This window comes from Flavisolibacter ginsengisoli DSM 18119, assembly GCF_900129295.1.
GTDB lineage: Bacteria > Bacteroidota > Bacteroidia > Chitinophagales > Chitinophagaceae > Flavisolibacter > Flavisolibacter ginsengisoli.
Genome location: NZ_FQUU01000005.1, coordinates 47,174 through 70,784, shown reverse-complemented (window position 1 = coordinate 70,784; position 23,611 = coordinate 47,174). Strand labels below are relative to the sequence as shown.

Annotated in this window: 23 protein-coding genes; 11 read left to right on the top strand and 12 right to left on the bottom strand. The window is 41.0% G+C overall.

Annotation, left to right across the window (positions count from 1 at the left end; genetic code table 11):
* Positions 1–49 precede the first annotated feature (49 nt).
* From BUA53_RS07590 to recA, 3 genes are all read right to left on the bottom strand, one after another.
* Complete coding sequence (locus tag BUA53_RS07590; protein ID WP_072834768.1) at positions 50–280, bottom strand: hypothetical protein; 231 nt, start codon at positions 278–280, stop codon at positions 50–52.
* Between the two features lie 188 nt (positions 281–468).
* Positions 469–2,499: an excinuclease ABC subunit UvrB gene (uvrB, locus tag BUA53_RS07585; RefSeq protein ID WP_072834767.1), complete on the bottom strand. Its 2,031-nt coding sequence runs from the start codon at positions 2,497–2,499 to the stop codon at positions 469–471.
* 317 nt (positions 2,500–2,816) lie between these two features.
* The gene (gene recA, locus BUA53_RS07580) at positions 2,817–3,818 is read right to left on the bottom strand and encodes a recombinase RecA (RefSeq protein ID WP_072834766.1); all 1,002 of its coding nucleotides are present in this window, start codon (positions 3,816–3,818) and stop codon (positions 2,817–2,819) included.
* Between the two features lie 288 nt (positions 3,819–4,106).
* On the opposite strand from recA, the gene BUA53_RS07575 reads away from it, so the two are divergent.
* From BUA53_RS07575 to BUA53_RS07555, 5 genes are all read left to right on the top strand, one after another.
* The gene (locus BUA53_RS07575; protein ID WP_072834765.1) at positions 4,107–4,580 is read left to right on the top strand and encodes a DUF4920 domain-containing protein; all 474 of its coding nucleotides are present in this window, start codon (positions 4,107–4,109) and stop codon (positions 4,578–4,580) included.
* A gap of 86 nt (positions 4,581–4,666) precedes the next feature.
* Positions 4,667–5,497: a COG3650 family protein gene (locus tag BUA53_RS07570; RefSeq protein WP_072834764.1), complete on the top strand. Its 831-nt coding sequence runs from the start codon at positions 4,667–4,669 to the stop codon at positions 5,495–5,497.
* A gap of 115 nt (positions 5,498–5,612) precedes the next feature.
* Positions 5,613–6,950 (top strand): hypothetical protein, encoded by a 1,338-nt coding sequence (locus BUA53_RS07565; protein WP_072834763.1) that lies wholly within the window; start codon positions 5,613–5,615, stop codon positions 6,948–6,950.
* Positions 6,951–7,115: 165 nt separating this feature from the next.
* Complete coding sequence (locus BUA53_RS07560) at positions 7,116–8,063, top strand: c-type cytochrome (RefSeq protein WP_072834762.1); 948 nt, start codon at positions 7,116–7,118, stop codon at positions 8,061–8,063.
* Positions 8,064–8,292: 229 nt separating this feature from the next.
* Positions 8,293–8,727, top strand: coding sequence for a hypothetical protein (locus BUA53_RS07555; RefSeq protein WP_072834761.1), 435 nt, complete (start codon positions 8,293–8,295; stop codon positions 8,725–8,727).
* A 572-nt stretch (positions 8,728–9,299) separates the two neighbouring features.
* On the opposite strand, the gene BUA53_RS07550 is transcribed toward BUA53_RS07555, so the two are convergent.
* A complete protein-coding gene (locus BUA53_RS07550; protein WP_072834760.1) occupies positions 9,300–9,935 on the bottom strand; it encodes a chloramphenicol acetyltransferase in 636 nt (211 codons plus the stop codon).
* On the bottom strand, positions 9,932–10,618 hold the full coding sequence (locus BUA53_RS07545) for an HAD family hydrolase (RefSeq protein ID WP_072834919.1): 687 nt from the start codon (positions 10,616–10,618) through the stop codon (positions 9,932–9,934). The genes BUA53_RS07550 and BUA53_RS07545 overlap by 4 nt, the downstream gene beginning before the upstream one ends.
* A gap of 136 nt (positions 10,619–10,754) precedes the next feature.
* On the opposite strand from BUA53_RS07545, the gene BUA53_RS07540 reads away from it, so the two are divergent.
* Positions 10,755–11,207 (top strand): YciI family protein, encoded by a 453-nt coding sequence (locus BUA53_RS07540; protein ID WP_072834759.1) that lies wholly within the window; start codon positions 10,755–10,757, stop codon positions 11,205–11,207.
* Positions 11,208–11,286: 79 nt separating this feature from the next.
* On the opposite strand, the gene BUA53_RS07535 is transcribed toward BUA53_RS07540, so the two are convergent.
* Together BUA53_RS07535 and BUA53_RS07530 are read right to left on the bottom strand one after the other, a co-directional pair.
* Positions 11,287–13,080, bottom strand: coding sequence for a hypothetical protein (locus BUA53_RS07535; RefSeq protein WP_217652953.1), 1,794 nt, complete (start codon positions 13,078–13,080; stop codon positions 11,287–11,289).
* Between the two features lie 176 nt (positions 13,081–13,256).
* The gene (locus BUA53_RS07530; RefSeq protein ID WP_217652952.1) at positions 13,257–14,198 is read right to left on the bottom strand and encodes a YihY/virulence factor BrkB family protein; all 942 of its coding nucleotides are present in this window, start codon (positions 14,196–14,198) and stop codon (positions 13,257–13,259) included.
* Between the two features lie 160 nt (positions 14,199–14,358).
* On the opposite strand from BUA53_RS07530, the gene BUA53_RS07525 reads away from it, so the two are divergent.
* The 3 genes from BUA53_RS07525 (at position 14,359) to BUA53_RS07515 (ending at position 17,756) form a co-directional block, all read left to right on the top strand.
* Positions 14,359–15,744 carry a M16 family metallopeptidase gene (locus BUA53_RS07525; protein ID WP_084079908.1) on the top strand — a complete coding sequence of 462 codons (1,386 nt, stop codon included), beginning with the start codon at positions 14,359–14,361 and terminating at the stop codon, positions 15,742–15,744.
* Positions 15,744–17,135 carry a M16 family metallopeptidase gene (locus BUA53_RS07520; protein WP_072834756.1) on the top strand — a complete coding sequence of 464 codons (1,392 nt, stop codon included), beginning with the start codon at positions 15,744–15,746 and terminating at the stop codon, positions 17,133–17,135. Before BUA53_RS07525 ends, BUA53_RS07520 begins: the two co-directional genes overlap by 1 nt.
* Before the next feature lie 303 nt (positions 17,136–17,438).
* Positions 17,439–17,756: a putative quinol monooxygenase gene (locus tag BUA53_RS07515; protein WP_072834755.1), complete on the top strand. Its 318-nt coding sequence runs from the start codon at positions 17,439–17,441 to the stop codon at positions 17,754–17,756.
* A gap of 125 nt (positions 17,757–17,881) precedes the next feature.
* Here BUA53_RS07515 and BUA53_RS07510 read toward each other — a convergent pair whose 3' ends face one another.
* Complete coding sequence (locus BUA53_RS07510; protein WP_072834754.1) at positions 17,882–18,388, bottom strand: GNAT family N-acetyltransferase; 507 nt, start codon at positions 18,386–18,388, stop codon at positions 17,882–17,884.
* 179 nt (positions 18,389–18,567) lie between these two features.
* On the opposite strand from BUA53_RS07510, the gene BUA53_RS07505 reads away from it, so the two are divergent.
* Positions 18,568–18,903 (top strand): DUF6616 family protein, encoded by a 336-nt coding sequence (locus BUA53_RS07505; protein ID WP_072834753.1) that lies wholly within the window; start codon positions 18,568–18,570, stop codon positions 18,901–18,903.
* Positions 18,904–19,092: 189 nt separating this feature from the next.
* On the opposite strand, the gene BUA53_RS07500 is transcribed toward BUA53_RS07505, so the two are convergent.
* From BUA53_RS07500 to BUA53_RS07490, 3 genes are all read right to left on the bottom strand, one after another.
* A complete protein-coding gene (locus BUA53_RS07500) occupies positions 19,093–19,905 on the bottom strand; it encodes an aminoglycoside 6-adenylyltransferase (RefSeq protein ID WP_072834752.1) in 813 nt (270 codons plus the stop codon).
* A 294-nt stretch (positions 19,906–20,199) separates the two neighbouring features.
* Positions 20,200–20,571, bottom strand: a complete 372-nt coding sequence (locus BUA53_RS07495; protein WP_245793057.1) for a GIY-YIG nuclease family protein — start codon at positions 20,569–20,571, stop codon at positions 20,200–20,202.
* A 98-nt stretch (positions 20,572–20,669) separates the two neighbouring features.
* On the bottom strand, positions 20,670–21,737 hold the full coding sequence (locus BUA53_RS07490; protein WP_072834750.1) for a toxin-antitoxin system YwqK family antitoxin: 1,068 nt from the start codon (positions 21,735–21,737) through the stop codon (positions 20,670–20,672).
* A 246-nt stretch (positions 21,738–21,983) separates the two neighbouring features.
* On the opposite strand from BUA53_RS07490, the gene BUA53_RS07485 reads away from it, so the two are divergent.
* The gene (locus tag BUA53_RS07485) at positions 21,984–22,388 is read left to right on the top strand and encodes a DoxX family protein (protein WP_072834749.1); all 405 of its coding nucleotides are present in this window, start codon (positions 21,984–21,986) and stop codon (positions 22,386–22,388) included.
* Positions 22,389–22,504: 116 nt separating this feature from the next.
* On the opposite strand, the gene BUA53_RS21415 is transcribed toward BUA53_RS07485, so the two are convergent.
* Entirely contained in the window at positions 22,505–23,584 is a 1,080-nt protein-coding gene (locus tag BUA53_RS21415; RefSeq protein WP_262494391.1) for a ligand-binding sensor domain-containing protein, read from the bottom strand.
* Between the last annotated feature and the right edge of the window lie 27 nt (positions 23,585–23,611).

The following is a 23,611-nucleotide window of genomic DNA, read 5'->3' as shown; positions in this document are numbered from 1 at the left end:
CGCTTTGTCAGCGGGGTATGTTTAAGGTCTGTGTATCTGGGTTAGTAAATTAATTATAAGATAACTTTTGAGACTGAACACTACCCTGTGGCTTCATGTCTTTACTGATGTATTGTTCCGGGTTGCTTACTAAAACGGTGCCCTGCACGGATGCAGTAGTGGATTTAGCAGAAATAGGGGCCGGAGTGTTGCTGTCTTTGTGAATAAAGTTCAGGTAAAGAGCAAAGAACAGGAGGTTAAATGCAAAAAAGTTTAGGACACGTGATAGACGCTTCTTCATTAGATTTGGATTTAAAGTACAATGCCAAATTATACAGCGACTTTAACTCCTGCAAATGTTTGCTATCAGTTTTTTGCAAAATAGAGTGGAACCACTTAGCACATAATCGTAGAACTACGAAAACCCTTAGTTTACCTACTATAAGACAATTATTAGAGCCTATTAAAGACTGGCATACAATACCACATTTAGACCTTCATGCCTTCCAGCTTTTTTTGCATGGCGAACATTTCGTCTCTTAAACGGGCTGCTTCCATAAAGTCCATATCCCTGGCGGCTTTCTCCATTTCCTTTTTAGTGCGGGTAATGGCTTTTTCCAGCTGGGGAATGGTCGTGTATTCAGCATCATCCTCAGCTGCTTTGGTAATGATCTCTTCAACCGCATAAGGAGAATCCGGGTCATAGCCTTTGATATCAAGCACAGAAGTTTGCGCCATTACCTGCTCAATAGATTTTCGAACAGTCGTTGGCGTTATATTGTGAAGTATGTTGTAGGCTACCTGTTTTTCTCTGCGCCTGTTGGTTTCATCAATAGTGCGTTGCATGCTTTCCGTCATGGTGTCTGCATAAAATATCACCAGCCCATCCACGTTCCTTGCCGCACGTCCTGCGGTCTGTGTCAGTGATCTTTCATTACGCAGGAAGCCTTCCTTATCTGCATCCAGGATTGCCACCAATGACACTTCGGGAAGATCCAGCCCTTCCCTTAGCAGGTTAACCCCCACCAATACATCGATCTTGCCCAGGCGCAGGTCACGCAGGATCTCCACCCTTTCCAGGGCATCTATATCGCTGTGTATATATTTAGACTTGATGTCAATACGCTTCAGGTACTTGTCCATTTCTTCAGCCATACGCTTGGTAAGTGTAGTCACCAGCACGCGGTCCCCTTTCTTTACCCGCTTATCTATTTCATCAAGCAGGTCATCTATCTGGTTTACACTTGGGCGTACTTCAATGGGAGGTTCCAATAAGCCTGTTGGCCTTACCACCTGCTCCACCACTACACCACCAGTCTGTTCCAATTCGTAATCTCCAGGGGTGGCACTAACATAGATCACCTGGTGTACCAGGTCAGAAAACTCATGGAAATTAAGAGGGCGGTTATCCAATGCTGAGGGAAGTCTGAAACCATAGTCCACAAGGGTAAGTTTCCGGCTACGGTCACCGCCATACATACCGCTTACCTGGGGTACAGTTTGATGGCTTTCATCAATCACGCACAAGAAATCTTTTGGAAAATAATCAAGAAGACAGAAAGGCCGGGTGCCGGGTTTGCGCCTGTCAAAGAAGCGTGAGTAATTCTCAATGCCATTACAGTATCCCAACTCACGAATCATTTCCAGGTCATATTCTACCCTTTCCTTTAATCGCTGGGCTTCTATAAACTTACCTGTGCCTTTAAAATAATCCACCTGTGCTTGCATTTCGTCCTGGATCTCGTACATCACATTCTGGATCATATCCTTGGGTGCTACATACAGGTTAGCAGGGAATATAGCCGCATTATCCAGTTTGCCAATGCGCTTATTATCTTTTACATCAATGCTTTCTATCTCCTCGATCTCATCCCCAAAAAAAGTCACCCGGTAACCAAAGTCCACATAGGGGAGGTTGATATCTACTGTATCACCCTTAACCCGGAAAGTTCCGCGGTTAAACTCAATGGATGTCCTGTTATATAAGGAATTGACAAGTGAATGTAAAAAGCCCTGCCTTGATATTTGCTCTCCTTTGGCAATGCGAATGATACCGCTTTCATAATCTGTTGGATTACCCATACCATAGATACAGCTCACACTGGCCACTACAATGATGTCTCTACGACCTGAAAGCAAGCTGGTTGTAGCCCGCAGCCTGAGCTTATCCAACTCTTCATTGATGTTAAGGTCCTTTTCTATATAGGTATCTGTGGTAGGCATATATGCCTCTGGCTGGTAATAATCATAGTAAGAAACAAAATACTCTACCGCATTGTCGGGAAAGAACTGGCGGAACTCTCCATATAGCTGTGCTACCAGGGTTTTATTGTGGGTCAATACCAGTGTTGGCCGCTGAACGTTTTGAATCACATTAGCTACCGTAAAGGTTTTTCCTGAACCGGTAACACCCAGAAGTACCTGTGCACTCTCACCTCTTAAAACGCCATCAGTAAGTTCCTGAATGGCTGAGGGCTGGTCACCGGCTGGTTTATAAGATGATTGAAGGGTAAATGCCATAAAATACAAAATTAGCTAAGCAGGCGTTTATATCTATTTAAAATAAGGCAGAGTAAGCGTTAAAAAAGAAGTATAATTTATGTAATACAACTGAATATCAATGAATTATATATATGGCAACATCTTTGCCAATAAAAAGCAGCCGATCCAAGCAGATAATTATGAAAGCCATTAGCCTCGTGTTTTAAATCCAGATCTGAACAACCGTTTGAAAGTTTAAACCTATTGAACACCATTTAGGCCTGATATGATACTTACAGGCTCTTAAATAAAAATCCTCCTGATTTCACCAGGAGGATTTTTGTTTTTTTACTTAATCAGGCTAATTGCAGATCTCTTAATTTCTCCCTGATCTTGCCTTCAATTTCATCTGCAAGAGTTGGATTGTCTTTAAGCAATGATTTAACCCCTTCACGTCCTTGTCCCAATTTATCGCTGTTATAGCTAAACCAGCTGCCGCTTTTCTGAACAATTCCCATTTCTACACCCATATCAAGGATCTCTCCGATCTTGGAGATTCCTTCTCCGAATACCAGGTCAAATTCGGCAGTACGGAAAGGTGCGGCTACTTTGTTCTTTACCACTTTCACCTTCACACGGTTACCTACTGCTTCATCACCATCCTTGATCTGTGCCATACGACGAATATCAAGACGTACAGAGGCATAGAATTTCAGGGCATTACCACCAGTTGTTGTTTCAGGATTACCAAACATTACCCCGATCTTTTCACGCAACTGGTTGATGAAGATGCAAATGGTATTGGTCTTGGAAATAGTGGCTGTCAGTTTACGTAAAGCTTGTGACATCAAACGGGCTTGCAGACCCATTTTTGAATCTCCCATTTCACCTTCCAGTTCACCTTTTGGTACCAGGGCGGCTACTGAGTCAATCACCACCACATCCAGGGCACCTGAAAGGATCAGGCGATCTGCGATTTCCAAAGCCTGCTCACCATAGTCGGGCTGAGAGATCAACAGGTTATCTATATCTACACCCAGCTTTTGTGCATAGGCACTATCAAAGGCATGTTCAGCATCAATAATGGCACACATACCACCTTTCTTCTGTGCTTCTGCAATGACATGGGTTGCCACAGTTGTTTTACCGGAGCTTTCTGGCCCATAGATCTCAATCACTCTTCCCCTTGGTAATCCGCCAACGCCCAGCGCAGCGTCAAGACCAATGGATCCGGTGGAAACGACATCTATTTCCTTTTCGCCCTTTTCGTTCATCATCATTACACTTCCCTTACCAAAATCCTTATCGATCTTATCCATGGTAAGCTTGAGTGCTTTTAATTTTTCAGCGTTTGACATATTTTTTAGTTGAAAGAGTTATAAGAAAGATGGCTCTAATGTAGAACATATCTATGCATCTGTTCTTAAAATATTATTTGCAGGCGAAGCTAATGTTTTTAGCAAAATATACCTAATTATTATTAACCAAAATTCATTAATGATAGGTTAAAGACTAGCGTACGATCCCACCTGTTTTTGCAGGCAATTCTATCCTATTCCTCCCTCTGTTTATTCCCTTGCTATATACCTATATTCCCCTTAAAATTTCAATCCCTTAAAGAGTATATTTGCCTAAACAGATTAGCCATGAAAAAACTGCTACTTCCTGCTATATTGCTTATGGGCCTTGCACTGAATGCACAGCAAAAAGAAAAAATACCGGCAGCAAAAGGTGTGGTTTATGGCCAGGTTTCTAAGAACGAAACTGCAGCCATTGCTCCCGATGAAATCAAAGCCAAATTGGTAGATAACCAGTATGAAGGCCTTATTAAGGCAAAAGTGGTGGAAGTATGCAAAGCGGAAGGGTGCTGGATCAAGGTGCAGAAAAATGATGGTACCGCAATGATGGTAAGAGCTAAAGACCATGCCTTCCTGATGCCTGAGAACATTGTTGGCAAAACTGTACTAATTGAAGGTGCTGCTACGGTGAAAGAAGTATCAGAAGAAATGCGCAGGCATTATGCAGAAGATGCCGGGAAGTCTAAAAAAGAGATCGCGAGCATTAAAGGTTCAGAAAAAGATGTACAGTTTGCGGCCAGGGGCGTTAAGGTTTTAGATTAATTAATTCCTCAATAAAATTGAAGCCCCGCCTGCAAAGCGGGGTTTTTTATGGCATAACTTTTTTACCCCTATAACAAAGTGTGCCCATGCTCAAAATAGCTTCCTTTGTTTTATTGCTTTACTTGTTTTCCTGCGCTGATCCAGCAAAGGAAAAGGCTGTCAATGAGCATGCTAAAAGTAATCCTGCCCTTACTGATACCCTGCAGGGGTCGGTATCTTCCAATTCCTATGCGGCAAAACCTGCCTTACCCGAGGTTGAGGAGCCTATCATTAAGCCAAAGACCGAACAAATAAAAAGCCCCGTTGGTCTGTACAGGGTAATATTTCCTATTGAAGACTCTGTAAAGGTGGAACAAACTGTAAAGTTTTATAATAACAAGACTTATCAATTACAGGAAAGATACCCCGGGCATAAGAAGGATAGCATGGTGGTTATCCAGGGAACCTTCCTTCCTTCCAATGGTTTTATCTGGCTATACCAGGACCAGGTAGCAAGAGGGCGTTATAAATGGAAGAATGACACGCTACAATATTATGATCCCCTATATAAAAAGAGTTACTCCATGGTAAAACTCCAGGATGTACTGGAAAAGGATATATGGCAGCAGAAAAAAGCACAGGGTTACACATTGTATGGCGTAGGCAATGAACCATTCTGGAGCATAGAACTGAATAATGAAGATACCATTAGCTTCCGCCTGGCTGACTGGGAACAGGCCCTAAAAATGAAGCGTAAAGAAACCCTCACAGCCAAAGACACCATTGTATACCTGGCACAAAATGATTCCAGCCAGATAAAATTGATGGTGCTTCCCTATTTCTGCAGTGATGGCATGAGTGACTTTACCTACCAAAATAAAATATTAGTAAAGTTCAACAACCAAACCTACTCAGGGTGCGGTGTTGTCTACAAATAGAAGGCCTGGAACATACCTTTTAGGATTAGCTTTTCTTTAAAACCCGAAGTGCAATAGTTTATTTTTCTCATCGTTACCTTCCATGTATTCTTTAAGTACCTAAATAACCAGGTTTATGGAAAAAGTTTATTTGCTTCTTCGAAACAACCAGCAAACCGGGCCCCACAGCCTTGAAGAATTATTGCAACTTCAATTAAAACCCAGGGACCTGGTTTGGGTGGAGGGTAAAAGTTATGGCTGGTCATATCCCACAGAAATTGACACCCTACAACCTTATGTAAAAGATACTGCAAGCGCACCTAAACCACAGTCACAGGCTAACGCAGTTTCAGAAACAGAAAGAGTACCAAACCCTACACAGCCATCCCATAACAAGGTCTATGTCAGCATGCCTGGAGGCGGTGTACCTTTTCAATCTCCACCGGTTAGCCAGGATCCAATTGAACAAAAAGCTGAAGAACTCCGCAAAAGAGTTCAATCCTATAGTCCTCAACCCGATAGGGATAACCCTGGCATCCGCACCAACTATTCAAGGAAGTTGGAAGATGTAGAAGAGGATTACACTTCATGGGTCTTCCAGAAAAAAAGAAAGAAGAAGATATTGGCCGGCATATCACCTGTGGCTTTAGGTATAACCCTGGTTATTGCAACATCCGGCGCATGGTGGATGCTAAAAAGTTCGTCAGCAAGACCAGAACAACCACCGGTAGTTTCCACTGCCACACGAGTTGAAGAGCCTAAAGAGAATTCAGTAACGCAGCCTGTAGATAATTCAATAGTTACAACCGTATCAAATACACAAACTCCTGTAAAGAAGCAGCCCGTTACAGCAAATAAAATAAGGGCTAAAAAAGAACAGGCTACCATAATTCCTTCAACTACCAACCTTCATACCCCTTCACCATCTCCAGACAAGGTGAATGATACGCAAGCCAATCAAAATACAGCTGTTATAGCTCCTTCAAAGGAAAATACAGAAGTTGCTGCTGCACCGCAGCAGCCCAAAGAAAAAAGAACTATACGCGGACTGTTGAATGTGCTATTCAAGAAGAATAAAAAAGAGCAGGAAGCTGATGATGCCCGTGCTGCCAGTACCACCAGCAATGGACGGTCTGCATCCAGAAGGGATGAAGAGCAGGGTACCACAAGCGTTGATCTTTCCGACCAGGTGCAGGTTAGATCCAATCAATCACCTGCTGACTGGATGATGGGTGTGCAGGGCCTTAAACTGACCTTATATAATAAGAGTGCAGCCCAGTTAAAAAATGCAACAGTGGAAGTGTCTTATTTTTCTGAACAAAATGACCTTTTACAAAAGAAGACCTTGTCCTTTTCTAATATTGCTCCACAGAAATCACAAACAGTTTCAGCCCCTGATCATAGGCTGGCAGATCATATTACATACAATGTGATCAGCGCTACAGGCGAAAGCAATGCTTATGCAAACAAATAACTTGTACTGGATAAAAAAAGCTCAACCCATAAACCTCGTGGATCAAATAATGGATGCCATAGAGCGAGTATAAAACATTCCATTCTTAATTTTCACCAGTTCATACAAAGGCGTATTGTATCCATATGGTCATGGTTATAGTTTCGGCATTCTTAACCATTGTTTATGATACGCAAGATCTTGAAATGGACGCTTATTGTGGTATTGATCATAATAGCAGGTGTCACTTTAACCACCATCTTTCGACAGCATTTAAAATATGATGCTCCCTATCCCAACATTAAAGCATCAACTGATACGGCCATTATTGCCAGGGGGAAACACCTTGTAGTAGGACCAGCCCATTGCATTGATTGTCACAGTCCCCTTCCCAATAAAGATTCTTTATTGAACCATGGACAAGAAGTGCTGCCGGTTGGTGGCTTTGCATTTGACCTGCCATTTGGTAAATTCTATACCCGCAACCTTACCCCTGATAAAGAAACGGGCATAGGCAATATGACCGATGGTGAAATTGCACGGGTGTTGCGATACGGGGTCAAGAAAAACGGGGAAGCTGTTCTTCCCTTCATGCCCTTCCAGGATCTAAGTGATGAAGACCTTACAGCTATTATATCCTACCTCCGCTCTGTAAAGCCTGTAAAGAATAAAGTACCGGATCATAATTATAATCTTGTCGGCAATCTCATCAAAGCTTTTATGATCAAGCCCGTAGGCCCATCCACTAAACCGCCAATAGCTGTCAGGGCCGATACTACCGTTGCCTACGGTAAACATATGGTGATGGCAGTTGCCAATTGTAATGAATGTCACACCAAAAGAGATGGCATCGGCAATTTCGTTGGAGCACCATTAGCAGGTGGAACGGTCTTCGAAGAGAAAGGGCACCCGACACTCATCTCGCCCAACCTGACGCCTGACCCTACTGGACGTATTACTAACTGGAGCCAGGAAAGTTTTATCAAAAGATTTAGGCTGGGCAAGTTGATCCCTTACAGCCACATGCCCTGGGAAGCCTTTGGAAGAATGACAGATACTGAATTGATCGCCATATATAAATACCTGAAAACAGTTAAACCCGCAAAGACTGAAATACCCAAAAAGGACTCTTAACCAAACAACAACCAAAACACGAGCACAAGCCACCCACGGGTGGCTTTCTTATTTACATACCTGGCATTAAATACATAAAAACCCACTATGGCTTATTACAATTCAGTAAGGGTTTAACGCCATTTAGCAACCTAAAATGGCAGTTCGGTACCATTGCTCTTGATGAAGGATTTTATCCAATGTAGGTTTGTGGTGGAATTAAAATTCAAAACACTTTAAAATACATTTTATGACAAAGATTTTCTTCTCCATCGTTTTATTCACCCTTTTCGGTGTGAATACATTTGCTGCCGATTCACCAGTAACTAAACCAGTTTTACATTCTTTCGAGAAATCTTTCAGCACAGCAAAAGAAGTAGCCTGGACCGTTAGTAAAGACATTTACAAGGCTGAGTTCACATTTACCAACCAGCATGTTACTGCTTATTATGATGCTACCGGTACTTTATTAGGCTTGTCAAAGAATATTCTTTCTACGCAGTTGCCGGTATTATTGCAGAATAACCTGAAAGAGAATTACAATGGCTACTGGATCGCCAGCCTGATAGAGTTCTCTACAGAGGATGGCACTTCCTATTATGCCACCCTGGAAAATGCAGACAACAAAATGATCATTAAATCAAATGTCAATACCTGGACAATAGATAAAAAGATCAAAAAATAAAAACAGGTACACCCTGTTCAGTTGAAGAAGGCCGTCTTAACAGACGGCCTTTCTTTTTTATTGACCGCTGGTTATTCCATTCAACCAACTCCTTAAAATAAGATACAAGAAACCCAACCTGGCTCCTTTAATGCAAATATCTTTTTATAACCTTCATTATAGTTGCAGTTTACCTGAGGCTAAGCTGCAGCATAAGATCTCCCTGGCAGTTCCATACTATCTCAGTACTATCCCCGTAGTATCCCCATATGGCAACGGGTAAAGGATTAGTTGAGTATGAAGAATAAACCCGGATAATACAGTGATATATTACTGTTGATTGGCCTTATCTTACCAGCAATTATGCCGTGAGCCGGTTAGAGATAATAGATGCATAAGTATGCTTTGTAGTCCCGAACAAAAAAGAAGCGGTAATAGAAATTACCGCCGATAACAAAACTAACTGCTAATGAGAAAATGGGAGTTTATAGAACTGTAAAATTGGATCAATTTCCGGCGTAGATCAATACTGAACTGAATAGACCAGATAATATCTTACACGTATTGTAACTATAGTGCAATGAATCGTTTTGTTAGCATTGAGCAGTATTCAACAACTCCTCAAACATGTCAATATATTGGGCTACATGGAAGCCATCCATTAATGCATGGTGCACATGCACAGACATGGGCATGTTTTGGCGGCCATTTTCTTCCACCATTTTACCAAATGATATCTTAGGGATGCTGTCCTTGAATGAAAAGGCGCGGGCATGGGAGAGGGAGGTAAACCTGATCCATGGCACTGAGGAATAATGAATGACATTCTCTCCTGATACTGCCGGTATCAACCCTGTACTGTTCTGGACACGCTCAATTTCCTTTTTTGCACTGGATAAGAACTGGCCAAGGTCTGGATAATAATCTATGTACGAGAAACCAAATGTTCCATCAGGACGATTAATGGTTGGCGAAGCATTTACTTTATCATATACCATCACGCCATCTTCAACTATCCTGTAATGAAAAGGTTCTATAGCATTAGCAGCACACAGCGAATGGTATAGGTAATAAAGAAAGAATGAAATACCATTTTCTTTGGCCATCTTATAGGCATTAGTACAATCTACATTTACCGTTACACCAAAGAATGGTTCTTCAAACTGCCTGAAGAAATGAAAATGATCTTTACGTTTCCAATTGTCCATATCTAATAGATACCTGCTCATACCAAATGAATTAATACTTGCTTTATGTGTTCTACCTGCTTAAAGTTTTCATGTTCTATGGTATGGTCAATGTGCTCATGCGCCCAGGTGGTGTGATAGGGAATATGAAACCCATGGCCTCCAAGATTCAATACAGGTAATATATCCGACTTGAGCGAATTGCCGATCATCAGGAATTCTTCCGGTTGCACATCCAAATGCCGGATCAGCTTTTGATAATCTGATTCCTTTTTATCTGACATGATCTCTATGTGATGGAAAAAATGTTCAATGCCTGAGTTCTTTAACTTACGCTCCTGGTCCAGCAGATCGCCCTTCGTGGCAACTACCAGCCGGTACCTTCCTTTCAGTTGCTGCAACACTTCATCCACCCCATCCAGCAATTCTATAGGACGGGCAAGTAAATCCTTTCCATAACCTATGATCTTTTCGATGACATCAAGACTGATGGTATGTTGAGACACAGACATGGCGGTTTCAATCATGGAAAGCATGAACCCTTTTATTCCATATCCATACAATGCCAGGTTATCTATTTCGGTCTTCAGCAATTCCCGGGCAGAAGTGTGTTGCGGCAGGTAATCTTCCAGCAATACACAAAACTTCTTTTCTATTTCCTGGAAGTAAGGTTCATTTACCCAAAGTGTATCATCTGCATCAAAGGCAATTACTTTTATTGACATAGGTTGTTTGTAACTGCAAATCTGCGTTTTTCGCCAGATTTCTAAGTTATTACTATAAGTATTCAAATTTTCCCTCCCTATCCCATGTTTTGCCATATTAATAAATCTTATTAGATTCCTTTACAAAACCAAAAAGATGCGCCCGTTGTTACTGTTATCAGCCCTGCTATTAACACTTGTTTGCTTTTCCCAGGATAAAAACAGTTATGACTCTGTACTTGCTAAAAAATGGGGAGCAGATCAATATGGCATGAAGCAATATGTAATGGCATTTTTAAAGAAAGGCTCTAAAACAGTTGATTCTTCTCAAAGAAACCAATTGATACAGGGACATTTAAAAAACATTGGCAGGTTGGCCAAAGAAGGCAAGCTGCTGCTTGCCGGGCCCTTCCTGGATAATGGTGACCTGGCAGGGATCTTTATTTTCAATGTGACCACCGTTGAAGAAGCAAAAAATTTAGTTGCCACTGACCCTGCGGTAAAAGCGGGAATTTTTGATATGGAACTCCATCCATGGTATGGATCCGCAGCCCTTATGCAGGTTGCGACCCTCCATCGAAGCGTTCAGAAAACGAGCATTACAGATTAAGTGAGTAAAATAAGAGTGCATTTGCATTTAGTTACTCCCAAAATATTACATATTAAATCTTAACTATTACATCTCTTGATTAGTTCACCTGCACAAAATCGGGCCTGCGGATAAAGTTCTGTTTGTACTTAAATCTAATGTTGGTATTGAGTTGTAACTGGTAAGTATTGTTAAATGCATCCTTCTTGGGGAAATAAGAAGCCCTTAACTCCATGGTTCCGAATATTAGGCTTTCATTGCGGGTGCGTATTCCTCCGCCAATGGCCGAATAGAGCCTGGTGTTGCTATTTGATACCTCAGAGGGAAACTGAAACACAGTGGCACTGCTGAACACAAACGGAGCAAACTTGAAGAAGAATAGATTCCAGGGGCTGAAGAAAACAGATTCACCCTTTATAGTGGATCGCATAAACCCTCCCAGGTAGTTATTCTTAAAGTTATCGAACCCATATTTGCTTTCCATCAGCAATGGTTCATCCATCAATCCATTGAATTGCCTGCCATAGCTGGCATTAAAGAACCAGCGTTGTTTCCATTTGGTGCCCAATTGCCTTAACCTTGTGAAATAATCGATATTAGCAATAAGATTGATGTCCTCAAAACTGCTCTTATATAAGGATCCACCTACTGCCAGTGAATAACTCATATGTCCTTCTTTCTTTGTCAGGTAATACCTGTCAAATGACAATCCAAGGTAAGGACGATTCCTACCCTCTTTAATTGTCATTCCCCCAGTAATGGATGCTTCCAGGCCCTCCGGCACATCTTCTTTTCTTCCAAAACCATATATGTATTGCGTCTTGTAATAGTTCAGTTTAAAGATGGAAATGGAGCCTAGTAAAGCCCTTGAATTAGCATAAGCATAATAATAATGGTTGGTATATTCTATGGGCTTTTCAGTAAAATGCTGATCGAAAAAACGGGCGCTCACTAAAAAGCGCATACGTTCAAACTCGTTGGCACTCCCTATATTCTTAGAGCTTAGGTTCCATCCTGCCCAGGCATCGTAAATACGGTATTTATATTTAAGGTTAGTATGGTATACTGAATCCAGGTTAAACATATTGGTAGTGGAATGCCAGGCGGCGGAAGCTGAATATGTCCAGCGCATGTATGGGTTGACCAGGGGCTTCTCCAGTTTCAAATAGCCAAGTTGCTCTTCTGCTTTTTGGGTGTTGAAGGCAGGACTGAAATTGAGGTATCCTGCACTTCCATCTATAAATGTCCCTATTATATTGCGCTTTACATATTCGGCACCAAACCCGAATTGGTTATTCCTGGCCCTGTCGTATAAGGTTTCCACTTCCATCTTATCACCCCATCCCATAAAATTGTCTTCCCTTGCCTCTACCCGGCCACTCTGTGAATTTTTTACTGAAAGGGCGCCACCAATAGAAAGCACATCCTTTGTGTACACTACCACATCCACCGAATCAGGGTTGCCTTTTATTGACCTTACTTTTATATGAGCTTCCTGCAGAAAGGGCAGGTCTCTTAAATAGCGTTCATTATTGCCAAAAAGAAAAGGAGAAAGCGGCTCGTTCTCCTTAAAGAATAAGTGGTTGCGCACCACCCAGGCCCTTGTATTGCAATGGACAAAGTTTGCAATGTCTGTCAGGGTATTGTTGAATCGCCTTGAAGTATCCCCGATCATGATACCAAAATCAATAGGTTGGATAGTTATATTACGAATGATCTTGTTATTGTACTTCTGAAAAGGCAGATCGGCACGCTCCAGTATTTTGTTTTCTTCCCTGGTGGTATCGGTTATTAATGTTTGTGCAATAGCCCCTATAACTCCCTTTTTTGAGCGAAGGCTGTCCAGGGTGTTTTCTGCTTCTTTCTGCCCTTGAGCATCAGCAAGTGCCGGCATAAAAATGCCTGTCAATACCCAACTGCCGATATATATCCATTTTAGAAGCATCGAATCCCTATATGATTAAGTATTTACAAAAGGAATACCATCAAATTTATCAGGGGAACAATTTACAGGAATAACTGTTTTATTAGCCAATAAAGAGTGTTTTTTAAGACAAATTAATACCCTGCTTACGCTTTATGAGGTATTACTTCTTCCTCTGTCAGCCGGTAATGGGCCGCATAGGGAAGGGGGGTAATAGGTCTTTTTTTATATTCTCCCCATACCATGGTAAAACTGGCACCAAAGTAAAGGATCAAAGAAGAGTAAAATACAAACAAGAGCAACAATACCAATGAAGCTGAAGCACCATATACGTTATTAATACTGCTGTATCTCAAAAGCCAGTGCAAAATGATCTTGCCTGCTGTGAATAATAAAGAGGTCACCAGGGCGCCCACCAATGCTACTTTCCATTCCGGCCTGGCATCCGGCAGGTACCTGAATACCATCATGAACCATATCATCACTACCAATACAGAAACTACCTGGTTCAATACACCTTTAAAATACAGGGAAAGCAAGGGTGAGAATTCAAAAATGTAATTACTGGCAAGCGTCCTTGCGCCCTCCATCACTATACCGATTAGAAAAAGTATGGCTGCGATCAACAATATGAGAAGCGACTGTATCCTGGTATGTAGTCCTTTCATCACTCCTTTTCTTTTATGAGGACGTACCATCCAAACCTGGTTAATTGAGTTTTTAATAACCTTGAAAAGGGTAGTAGCTACAAATAGTAAAAAAATAAACCCGCCTAAGGTAATGTACCAGTTCTGGGCCATCTTGTGGAGGTTTACCAGGACATCCACCAATTGCTTTACCGCTTCGGGTCCAATGATCTCCCTTAAATTTTTAAATAATTGCACCCTTATAGTGCGTGGGTCCAGGATCAACCTCAATGCCTGTATAAGTATGACCAAAATAGGGGGTAATGCAAAAGTGGTAAAAAAGGCTGTCGCTCCTGCCATTCGTAAAGGATCGTTTTTCAACAATTCTTTCAGGGATTTTTTGAACAGGCCTGGTATGGATGCAATTGAGTTCCGGATAGTTTTTGTTATGAAGGTAATCATTGAACCTTTGAAAAACGAAAGATCTCCAGTAGCACATGTCATTTCAACCACTGGTATAATTTTCCAAAACAAATGACCTTCTTTATATATATTGAACTGCTATTATGCAGCAATAGATCCTCTGTTGCAAAACTGTAAATTATTTAACACACATATGCTTATGAAGTACTCACGTGTATTGCCTTTAAAGTGTTTGGGGCTGCTATTGCCGGTTCTTGCACTCATCTCCTGGTACAAACCAGCAAATGGCCCCGGCGATGAACTGCAGGTGCCCGTTACGTATTACAAATTACCCAATGGATTGAAAGTGGTTTTATCTCCTGATAAAACAGCACCTACCATAGCTGTAGGTGTTTATTACAACATCGGCTTTCGCATCGAGCCAAAGAACCGCACTGGTTTTGCACACTTGTTTGAACATATGATGTTCCAGGGATCTGAAAACCTGGGTAAGATGGAGTTTATACAACTGGTGCAAAAGAATGGCGGCATTCTAAACGGGTCTACCCGCTTTGACTTTACCAATTATTTTGAAGTTATGCCTTCCCACAAACTGGAAACGGCTTTATGGGCTGAAGCTGACCGTATGAAGGGACTGAAGATTACCCAGGACAACCTGACCAATCAACAGGGCGTAGTTAAGAACGAAGTAAAGGTCAATGTGCTCAACCAGCCTTATGGCGGTTTCCCCTGGCTTGACATGCCCCAGTATGCCAATAAGAACTGGTACAACTCTCATAACTTTTATGGCGACCTGGCAGACCTGGATTCTGCCAAGTTGGAAGATGTGGATGCATTTTTCAAAACTTTCTATGCTCCTAATAATGCAGTATTGGTAGTGGCAGGGGATTTTGAAATACCAGCAGCCCGTAAGTGGATTGACCAATACTTTGCTAAGATCCCGTCTTCCAAGTTGCCACCAAAGCCGGATCTAACTGAGCCCCCACAGGAGAAAGAACAGCGCTTTACCAAGGAAGATGCGCTGGCTAAAAAACCAGCTATTGCCATCAGCTATAAAATGCCGGAGCGTAATACACCGGAATATTATGCCATGGGCTTAATAGACCAGATGTTGGGACAGGGGCAGGATAGCAAACTATACGAAGCCCTTGTACAAAAGAAAGGATATGCCAGCAGTGTCAACTCCGGCATCAATATAGGGCTGGGAAGTATGTTTGATTATAATGGGCCGATGCTCTGGACTTCAAGCCTCATTCACGATGCTTCAGTACCCGCTGATTCTATCATCAGGCAATATGACCTGGCAGTGGCAGATATTGCCAATAATACCACGCAGGAAGATCTCCAGCTGGCCATTGTGAAAATGCGTTCAGGTCTTTATGATGCCATGGGTGGCATGTTTGGCATTGGCAAAGTAAACCTCCTGGCTTCCTTTGCACTTTTTGATGATGATCCATCAAAAATCAACAACCTTGAAACTTCATTCAAAAAGGTAACTCCAGAGCTCATTCGCCAGGTAGCACAGAAATACCTCGCCCCTAACAACAGAACCATTTTAATCATTGAACCAAAAGCTTCCAAATAATGAGAACGATCAAAATAATTATCATTGCCGCTATAAGCTTTTGCATCTGTCAACCAATAATTGCTCAAAAGCAAACACCTCCTGCCGGTGGAGTAGCCAAAGATTTTAAACTCTCGGCTAAATCAGTTAAAACCTATCCCAACGGCCTGAAGACAATGGTGGTCCATTATGGTGAACTGCCAAAGGCCAATATAAGCCTGATCATAAAGACAGGTAATGTACATGAAGGACCTAACCAGGTATGGCTGGCTGACCTCACAGGAAGGTTGTTGCGTGAAGGCACTTCGACCCTGAACTTCGCAGCCCTTTCCAAAAAAGTGGCTAAGATGGGTGGTAGTCTTAATGTGAATGTTGGCTCTAACCAAACTACCATTTCAGGTACAGTGCTTTCAGAATATGCACCGGAGTTTATTAAACTGGTCTCTGACCTGGTGATGCAACCCGCCTTCCCAGCCAGTGAATTGGATAGATTGAAAAGCGATTTTAAACGCAGGCTGGCCACTCAAAAAGCAGTTCCGCAGGCACTGGCACAGGAGCAGTTTTACGCGGCCGTCTATAAAGATCATCCTTATGGTCGCATATTCCCAACTGAAGAAATGCTGAACAGCTATACTACTGCAATGGTCAGGGATTTTTACAACGCCAACTTCGGAGCAAAGCGGTCAGTTTTGTATGTTGTTGGAAAGTTTGATGATAAAGCAGTGAACAATGCCATCAATACTTCATTGACAAAATGGAAAACAGGACCTGCGGTATCATATCCACCAGTTACAGCAAAAGCATTTTCAGATACATTGGTCCTTGACCGCAAGGGCGCTCCGCAAACAACATTAATGGTGGGCCTGCCTGTAGTATCCCCCACCAATAAAGATTATGTTCCTTTCCTGGTAGCCAATTCCTTATTGGGTGGTTCTTTTGGCTCACGTATTACAAGTAATATACGTGAAAACAAGGGCTACACATATTCTCCCTTTAGTTCAGTTAACAACCAGGTAGGTTCTTCGCTATGGATTGAGCAGGCAGATGTGACCAGCGAGCACACAGTTGACGCGCTGACAGAAATTGAAAGAGAGATCAAGCGTTTGCAAACAGAACCGCCATCCAAAGAAGAATTGTCTGGCATTCAGAACTATGAAGCAGGCATATTCGTTTTGCGCAATTCTTCACCAGGTGGTATTATAAGCCAGCTGAATTTCCTGGATCTATATGGTTTGGATGATAGCTTTTTGAATAACTATGTAAAGAACCTATATAAGGTGACACCTGAAACAGTTTCCAGTATGGTGCGCAATTATGTTGACTACAATAAAATGATCAAGGTGATGGTAGGTGACAAGGATACCATTCAAAAGCAAGTGCAGAAAGCAAAAGCAACTCCCAGGACATTTTAATTATAAAGTAAAAAAATCGAAGCCTCCTTTCAACAAAGGGAGGCTTTTTATTTTACATCACTGTACAAGGTTTATGAATAAGCAGTTACAATATTTAATACATCCATGTCTTAAAATCTCTCTGCAATTGTACCTGCGATAACATTGGTAAGGGGAAGAGAATGTTTTGAATTATATGTTCCATTCGACTATACTATGACCACTATCATTGTTTAAGTACCAGGACTAACATACCTTGTGTTGCTCTTAAAATTTGACTCCCTAAGAAACAGAATTTCTTAATTTAAAACAAAAGGAGTCTATATGTTAGTAAGACAAATGTTCCTGAAAATTGCTCCAGAACGCATCAATGAAGTAAAAGAATTATACAGGAAAGAAATCATTCCTACATTGAGAAAAGTTAAAGGATGCACTGATGCCAGGTTCCTGGTACCTACTGTTAACACAGATGAATTCATAGCTTTTTCAGAATGGAAAACCAAGGCTGATGTTGATCTTTATGAAAATGGACCAGTTTATAAAGAACTGCGTAATAAAGTAACAGCATTCACCACAAAAGAACCAGTGTTAAAGGTTTATACATTTGAAAAAGTAGGAGAATTAATTCCTGAAATGCATTAAGGGTCTTTTCATTCCACAGTAAAGCACGCAGCTTTATCTAAGATACGTGGGTATTGAAAAGAACATAGGTCATCCTTTAATAAGGATGACCTCTGCGTATTATAAATAAAAATCTTTTTCACCGCTCATCCATTATACAGCAACAACTCTTCTTCACTGCCAGGAAAAACAATGGTTTGACTAAACTGCAATCCAATCTTTTCCAATAGCCTTACCGACCTGGAATTACCAGGCAATGTAATTGCAGATATTACAGGAAGCCCTAAAGTCTGTTTTGCATAGTTAAGTGTGGCGGATGCAATTTCCAGGGCATATCCCTGGCCATAATACTCTGGCAAAAAAGCAAACCCTATATCAGGATTGTTCAAAGTGTCGCGTTTAATGATACCACACATGCCTATAGGCACCTTGCCCTCCTTTTTCTCCACCATGGACAAACCGAATCCATTTAGCTGGTAACTTTTCAATGGACCATTGTGCAGATATGCCAATGCCTGTTTTTCAGTTTTGATATTCCTGTCGCCAATATATTTGATCCACCCCGGGCTATTCAGTAATTCAATTATAAATGCTGTATCATCCAAAGTGAATTCTCTTAATAACAAGCGCTCTGTTTCCAGTATAAGTTTCATATAATACTTCCCTTGCTCCAAGATAAATATTAATCAATTCGTTCCTTTAATACCCCGAACAATCTGTAATAAAATTTCCAATATAGTCATTTGTGTAAGTTACAATCTATATAGATCACCAAAATGTCATTAGCATACAGGATACTTATTCCATATGTTTGTTGAAACAAAACTACACGATGATCACTTACATTGAATTATGGAAGGCCAAACAAGCCTGGATGGATCTGTCAACTGAAGAAAGAGGAAATTACATGAATGCCTTAGGGCCTGCTATTCAACAGCTATTAGAAAATGGTGCACAAATTATTAGCTGGGGCGCCAATGATAAAGCCACTTTCACCAAGGCAGACTACGATTTTTTTGCTATATGGAATTTCCCAAATAGCGAAGCAGCTCAAGGCTTTGAAAAATTAGTGGAAGGCGCAGGCTGGTACAATTACTTCGACCAGGTGAATTTAATGGGACCTGCCGGCGGGCCACAGGAGGTCATCGGGCAAATGATAGCCTTATAAGACAACGAGTACGCTAACATAGATTAAACGGAAGCCCTGGCACATTATGTTGCCGGGGCTTTTACATAATTCCATTTTATATTGCGATAGACGTTTATTCACTGATCATTCTTTTTGTCTTGACGATTTGTTACTCGATGCAATTCTGAGATCGTACCCGGGAATGAAAAGACCCCTCATTTACTCAGTTCAGCCGTCTCTTCTTTCATCAGCCATTTTATTCTTAACATGTTCAATGTGCTCAAAATATTCCATTACTTTCTTTTCAGCTTGCTGATGTAACAGTACGTTTGTTCCAAACAGTGATTGACGCAACTGCCTGTAAAGTTCAACGGCGCTTCTCAAACCGCATAGCAAACCCGATACGTCGTAAGTAGGAATTGTGTCTAGTAACCTCTTCAAGTCATCCTCCTGAAGGGACGTCTCAACCTTTCTCACACCGCGCGGAAGATTTTCATTTTTGATGTGAAGCAAAGGTCCAAATACAACCATTCGTAAAAAACCAAAGAAGTCGTATGCCTCCAGGTATTCACCCCGCCCGATTTTAAGTAGCGCATAATGGATCCATATCCAAAACCGGTCTTCAATCCATTGATAGTCCGGATACGGAAACTTCGGCCTTGAATTGTCCAAAGCCTGTTGCAGCCGTGAGCCTTTGTCAAGCAGGATAGTCGGCGTCTCAATTCTTATGTGAAACTCTTCCAACGTCACAAACTTGATGTCCACATGAAGTAAAGGGTTGTCATAAAGGCAAATCAACACTCTTGGTTCACCAACATGTTCCCCAGTGAATCCCGATAATAGATCACCAAGGCGTTTAGCATAACCAAGCATTTTGTCTTTATCATTAGAAATCTTGTCCTGGGTGACAAGGATAAGGTCAAGGTCCGAAAACTCATCCATCTCATTTGTTAGCCAGGAGCCCGCAACGGCCAGGCCAATTACATTTTCGTCTGTTTCTATAACTTCTTTTGCCCGCTCTGCGAATTGTCGTTGTATCATATATGATGATCTTTCCTTGTGCCGGTAACGTTGTCAACTTTGTTAAGGTTCTATATGCATAGCTTAGGAGCTTAACATGCGCATAAACGCTAAATAGTGAATTGTGATTTAAATTTATTCAGTATCCTCAAGTTTTACAAAATAGCGGTTTGCTTCAAGGATTTACTCCCCAGGCAGGACTCTCGAAGAGGACTCGCACATTACTAATACTTATTCTTCAATGTATTACTTCTTTGTTGTGCCAGGAGAGGAGACATAACCTTTCCTGGGACATTCAAAAACATGTTAAGCATTTCAATTAAACCAAACAGCATATCCCTGCCTTCTAAGATCCAATGCTAGTTTTTCTTCCATCTGTAATGCCTCATGCCTTGACATGGCTTTAACATTGATATGTTCGTAAAGGCTTGGTCTTAAATACCTGCCGTACTTGTGAGGAAGGTAGGCCGAAAGATTAATACCCTTCTTATTAATGTATCCATTCTTGTGTTGTTCAAATCGTTCTTTCGGAGTTTTGCTGGTCATGCCAACATACAGGCATTCAAGCACACCATTGAATTGAGGATTAGCAGCACGAAACCTTGCGTTTTCAGTAAATACCCGTTTTGACAGCTCAATAACGTATACACTATATTTCAAACGATTGGATTGTGTTTTAATTGGCAAATTGTGGATTACCCTGGATCGGGATTGTTATTAAAATTACAGCCAACTAAAAAGGTAAGCCATGTATTCAAAAAAATATTGGAAGCATTATATTCCCTTCACCTGATCTCAAAACTTATAAGTTTTGGTTGTATTGTTGGCTTGCCGTTTACTTTCGTTGGTGTCCAGTTTTCCATTGTTTGCAGGGCCCTGATTAAATCAAATTCGTACCCGAGGTTAGAAACTGGCTGAAAATTAGTCATTTTGCCTTCCTTATCAATTGTCATTTGAACTTTGATTACGCCCCGCATAAGTACTGATCCGCTTAATACTATTTTTTCCCTGATCTGGCTATAAAACCTATCCATACCACCAGGATATGTGGCAAACTCCCAGTTGTTTTTCAGGTACTTAAAGCAACGGTTCATCTGGAATTGTTCTGCCGCTATAAACATTGGTGTTTTGTCAATGGAACAGTATTGTGTATCCTTGTAAGTTTCAGTTCCTCCAACAACTGAAAACATTTTCCCGCTGATCAATTTTCCATCTTTATACTTTTCTGTATTAGTCGTCAGGTTTTGGGAGGGTATCGTGTTTTTCCATGTACCATTTCTCCGCCCATTCAGAACTTCTCCTGATGTTTTCATGAATCTTTCCGAAGACGCATAACTGAACCACTCACCATTTCCCAAGTCAACCATTTTCTTTCCTTCTTCATTCCAAAACTCTTTAACCAGTATTTCATCACCCTGAAAGTCCAATATTTGCCGCCTTGTTCCGTTCTCATAGAAGTATTCCCAAATTCCACTTTTTTTGTCATTGATATAATTCCCGGATTGTGCCAGCTGTCCATTTGGGAAATAAATAGCAAACCTCCCCTCTTTTTTCCCATTTGTATAATTTCCTTCAGTTGCTACTGTAGTATCGCTGGAATAATAGTCCTCAAATTTTCCTGTAAAAGTTAACAGGACTGTGTCCAGTTTTGAGATTCTGAAAATTGTTCCACATATTGGCTTTACTAATTGCCAGTTGTCATTGTAATAAAACACCAGTTTATCAGTACCCAATTGCCGGATGACTTCATATATTGAAGTTGGTTGTGCTTCAAAATTTGTTGTGTCATTTTCTTGAGAATAGAGTTTGTTAATTGATAAAACAAACAATAGTAGTGTTAGAAGCATTTTCATAAGTTACCTGGCTCTTTTTGCATTGTGGCCAACGCATACCCGCATACCGATAGCAGCATTAGCAGTACTGTTGTTGATTATGGCGTTAAAACTAATAAATTGTTCTTCTATTTCATAGTACCAGTTCTGCTGCTATCTTCGTAATCTACCCTTGGTAGCAATTGCCGCAATTCGCCTTTAGAATTGCCGTAATAGTACTCTAAATAAATCAGCAACCGATTCCATCTTGGTAAACAAATCGAAAATATGAACCCCAAAACCATCAACACACTCTACTGGATATTCACCATTCTATTTTGTGCATTAATGATCTTTTCCTCATGGTCAAGCATATTGGTAAATGAAGATTCAGTAAAACTAATTCACGGCATGCTGGGCTATCCAGAGTATTTTATTCCCTTTACCGGCTGGGCAAAATTAATCGGGTGCATTGTCCTCCTGATTCCGGGAAAAGGCAGGATAAAAGAATGGGCTTACGCAGGCTTGTTTTTTGATTTGATTGCTGCGGTTTATTCTGGCATTGCGGTTTCCAAAACTTTTGATCCGTTAATGCTTACGCTGTTGTTTTGGTTTATTCCTGGTATATTATCTTACATCTACTGGCATAAGAAGATAAAACTTAACAGAACAAATATTTATAAGACAAACTGATGTTGATGCAGGTGGGTCTGCCTCATAGCCGCCATATTATTAGTGAGGCAAAATTGGTGCAAAAGTGCCAAAGTTTTTCAATCGCCTTCCCTTTAGCGTCACTGTTACCTGCTGTCTCACTTTGATTTGAGTAGTTGCCCAGGTACGTCATGTTTGATAAATGCTTGTCCATTGAATGTACAAATAGCATCCCCATTTGTTACATACCATAATTCGCCTTTATTGTCTTTGTAAATTGTCCATATAGCGTTACCTGAAAGGCCGTCTTTGATCGTGTAATTTGTTAGATTAGTTCCGTCAAATTTCCATACCCCAGCGTCAATTGTTCCTATCCAAAGGTTACCATCATTGTCTTCATTTATGGCCCATACTCTTGCCAGCGAACCGGGTTTATCATTGAATGTACCTTTCAAAAATTCAGCATTACCTAAATTTTTTTCTTCTGTAATGTTGGTTAACTTTTTCCCGTCGTAACGGTATAACCCTCCACCGTTATTGCCAAACCAAATATTTCCTGCCTTATCCTGAAACATGGTTCTTACGGCAGGACCTGCTAAATTTTTGTCAGTTAAATATGTGAATGTTTTGCCGTCGTAACGGCAAACACCCTGCGACTGGGTGCCAAACCAAACATTTCCCGTATTATCAATAAGAGTTGAATAAATACCATAGGGCCTGTTCATATCGCTCATAGAAGGCTTGTAGCTGCCAGGGTAAATGACGAAGTTTGTAAACGTGTTGCCGTCATAAAAACAAACTCCGTTTAAATGATTAAAAAACAGTCCGCCTTCTTTGTATTGTAATCTGCCAATTGGTGCATTTTTTATGATAGTGGTATAATTGGTAAATTTCTTTCCATCAAATTGGCAAATGCCATCGCGGGTTGAGAACCACAAATACCCATGTATGTCCTGCTGAATTGCCAAAACAAAATTGCTGCATAAGCCATCCTTGTCAGTAATGTGTAAAAGCGTTTTGTTGTCATAGCGGTAAACGCCATCTCCGTTGCTGGCAAACCAATAATTCCCGTTTTTGTCTTGCAACATGCAGTCAATGTTTTTTCCAAGATCGGAAACAGGGTGGCCAATTGCTGCAGTTGTGGGTTCTATTCTATACTCATATAGTTTTTGATTTTGACCGTTACAGGAAACAAAGGGAGTCAAAACGCAGAAAAAAATAATCGTGCTCTTGATCATTTTTATAAATATCATTTACTCTTGTTT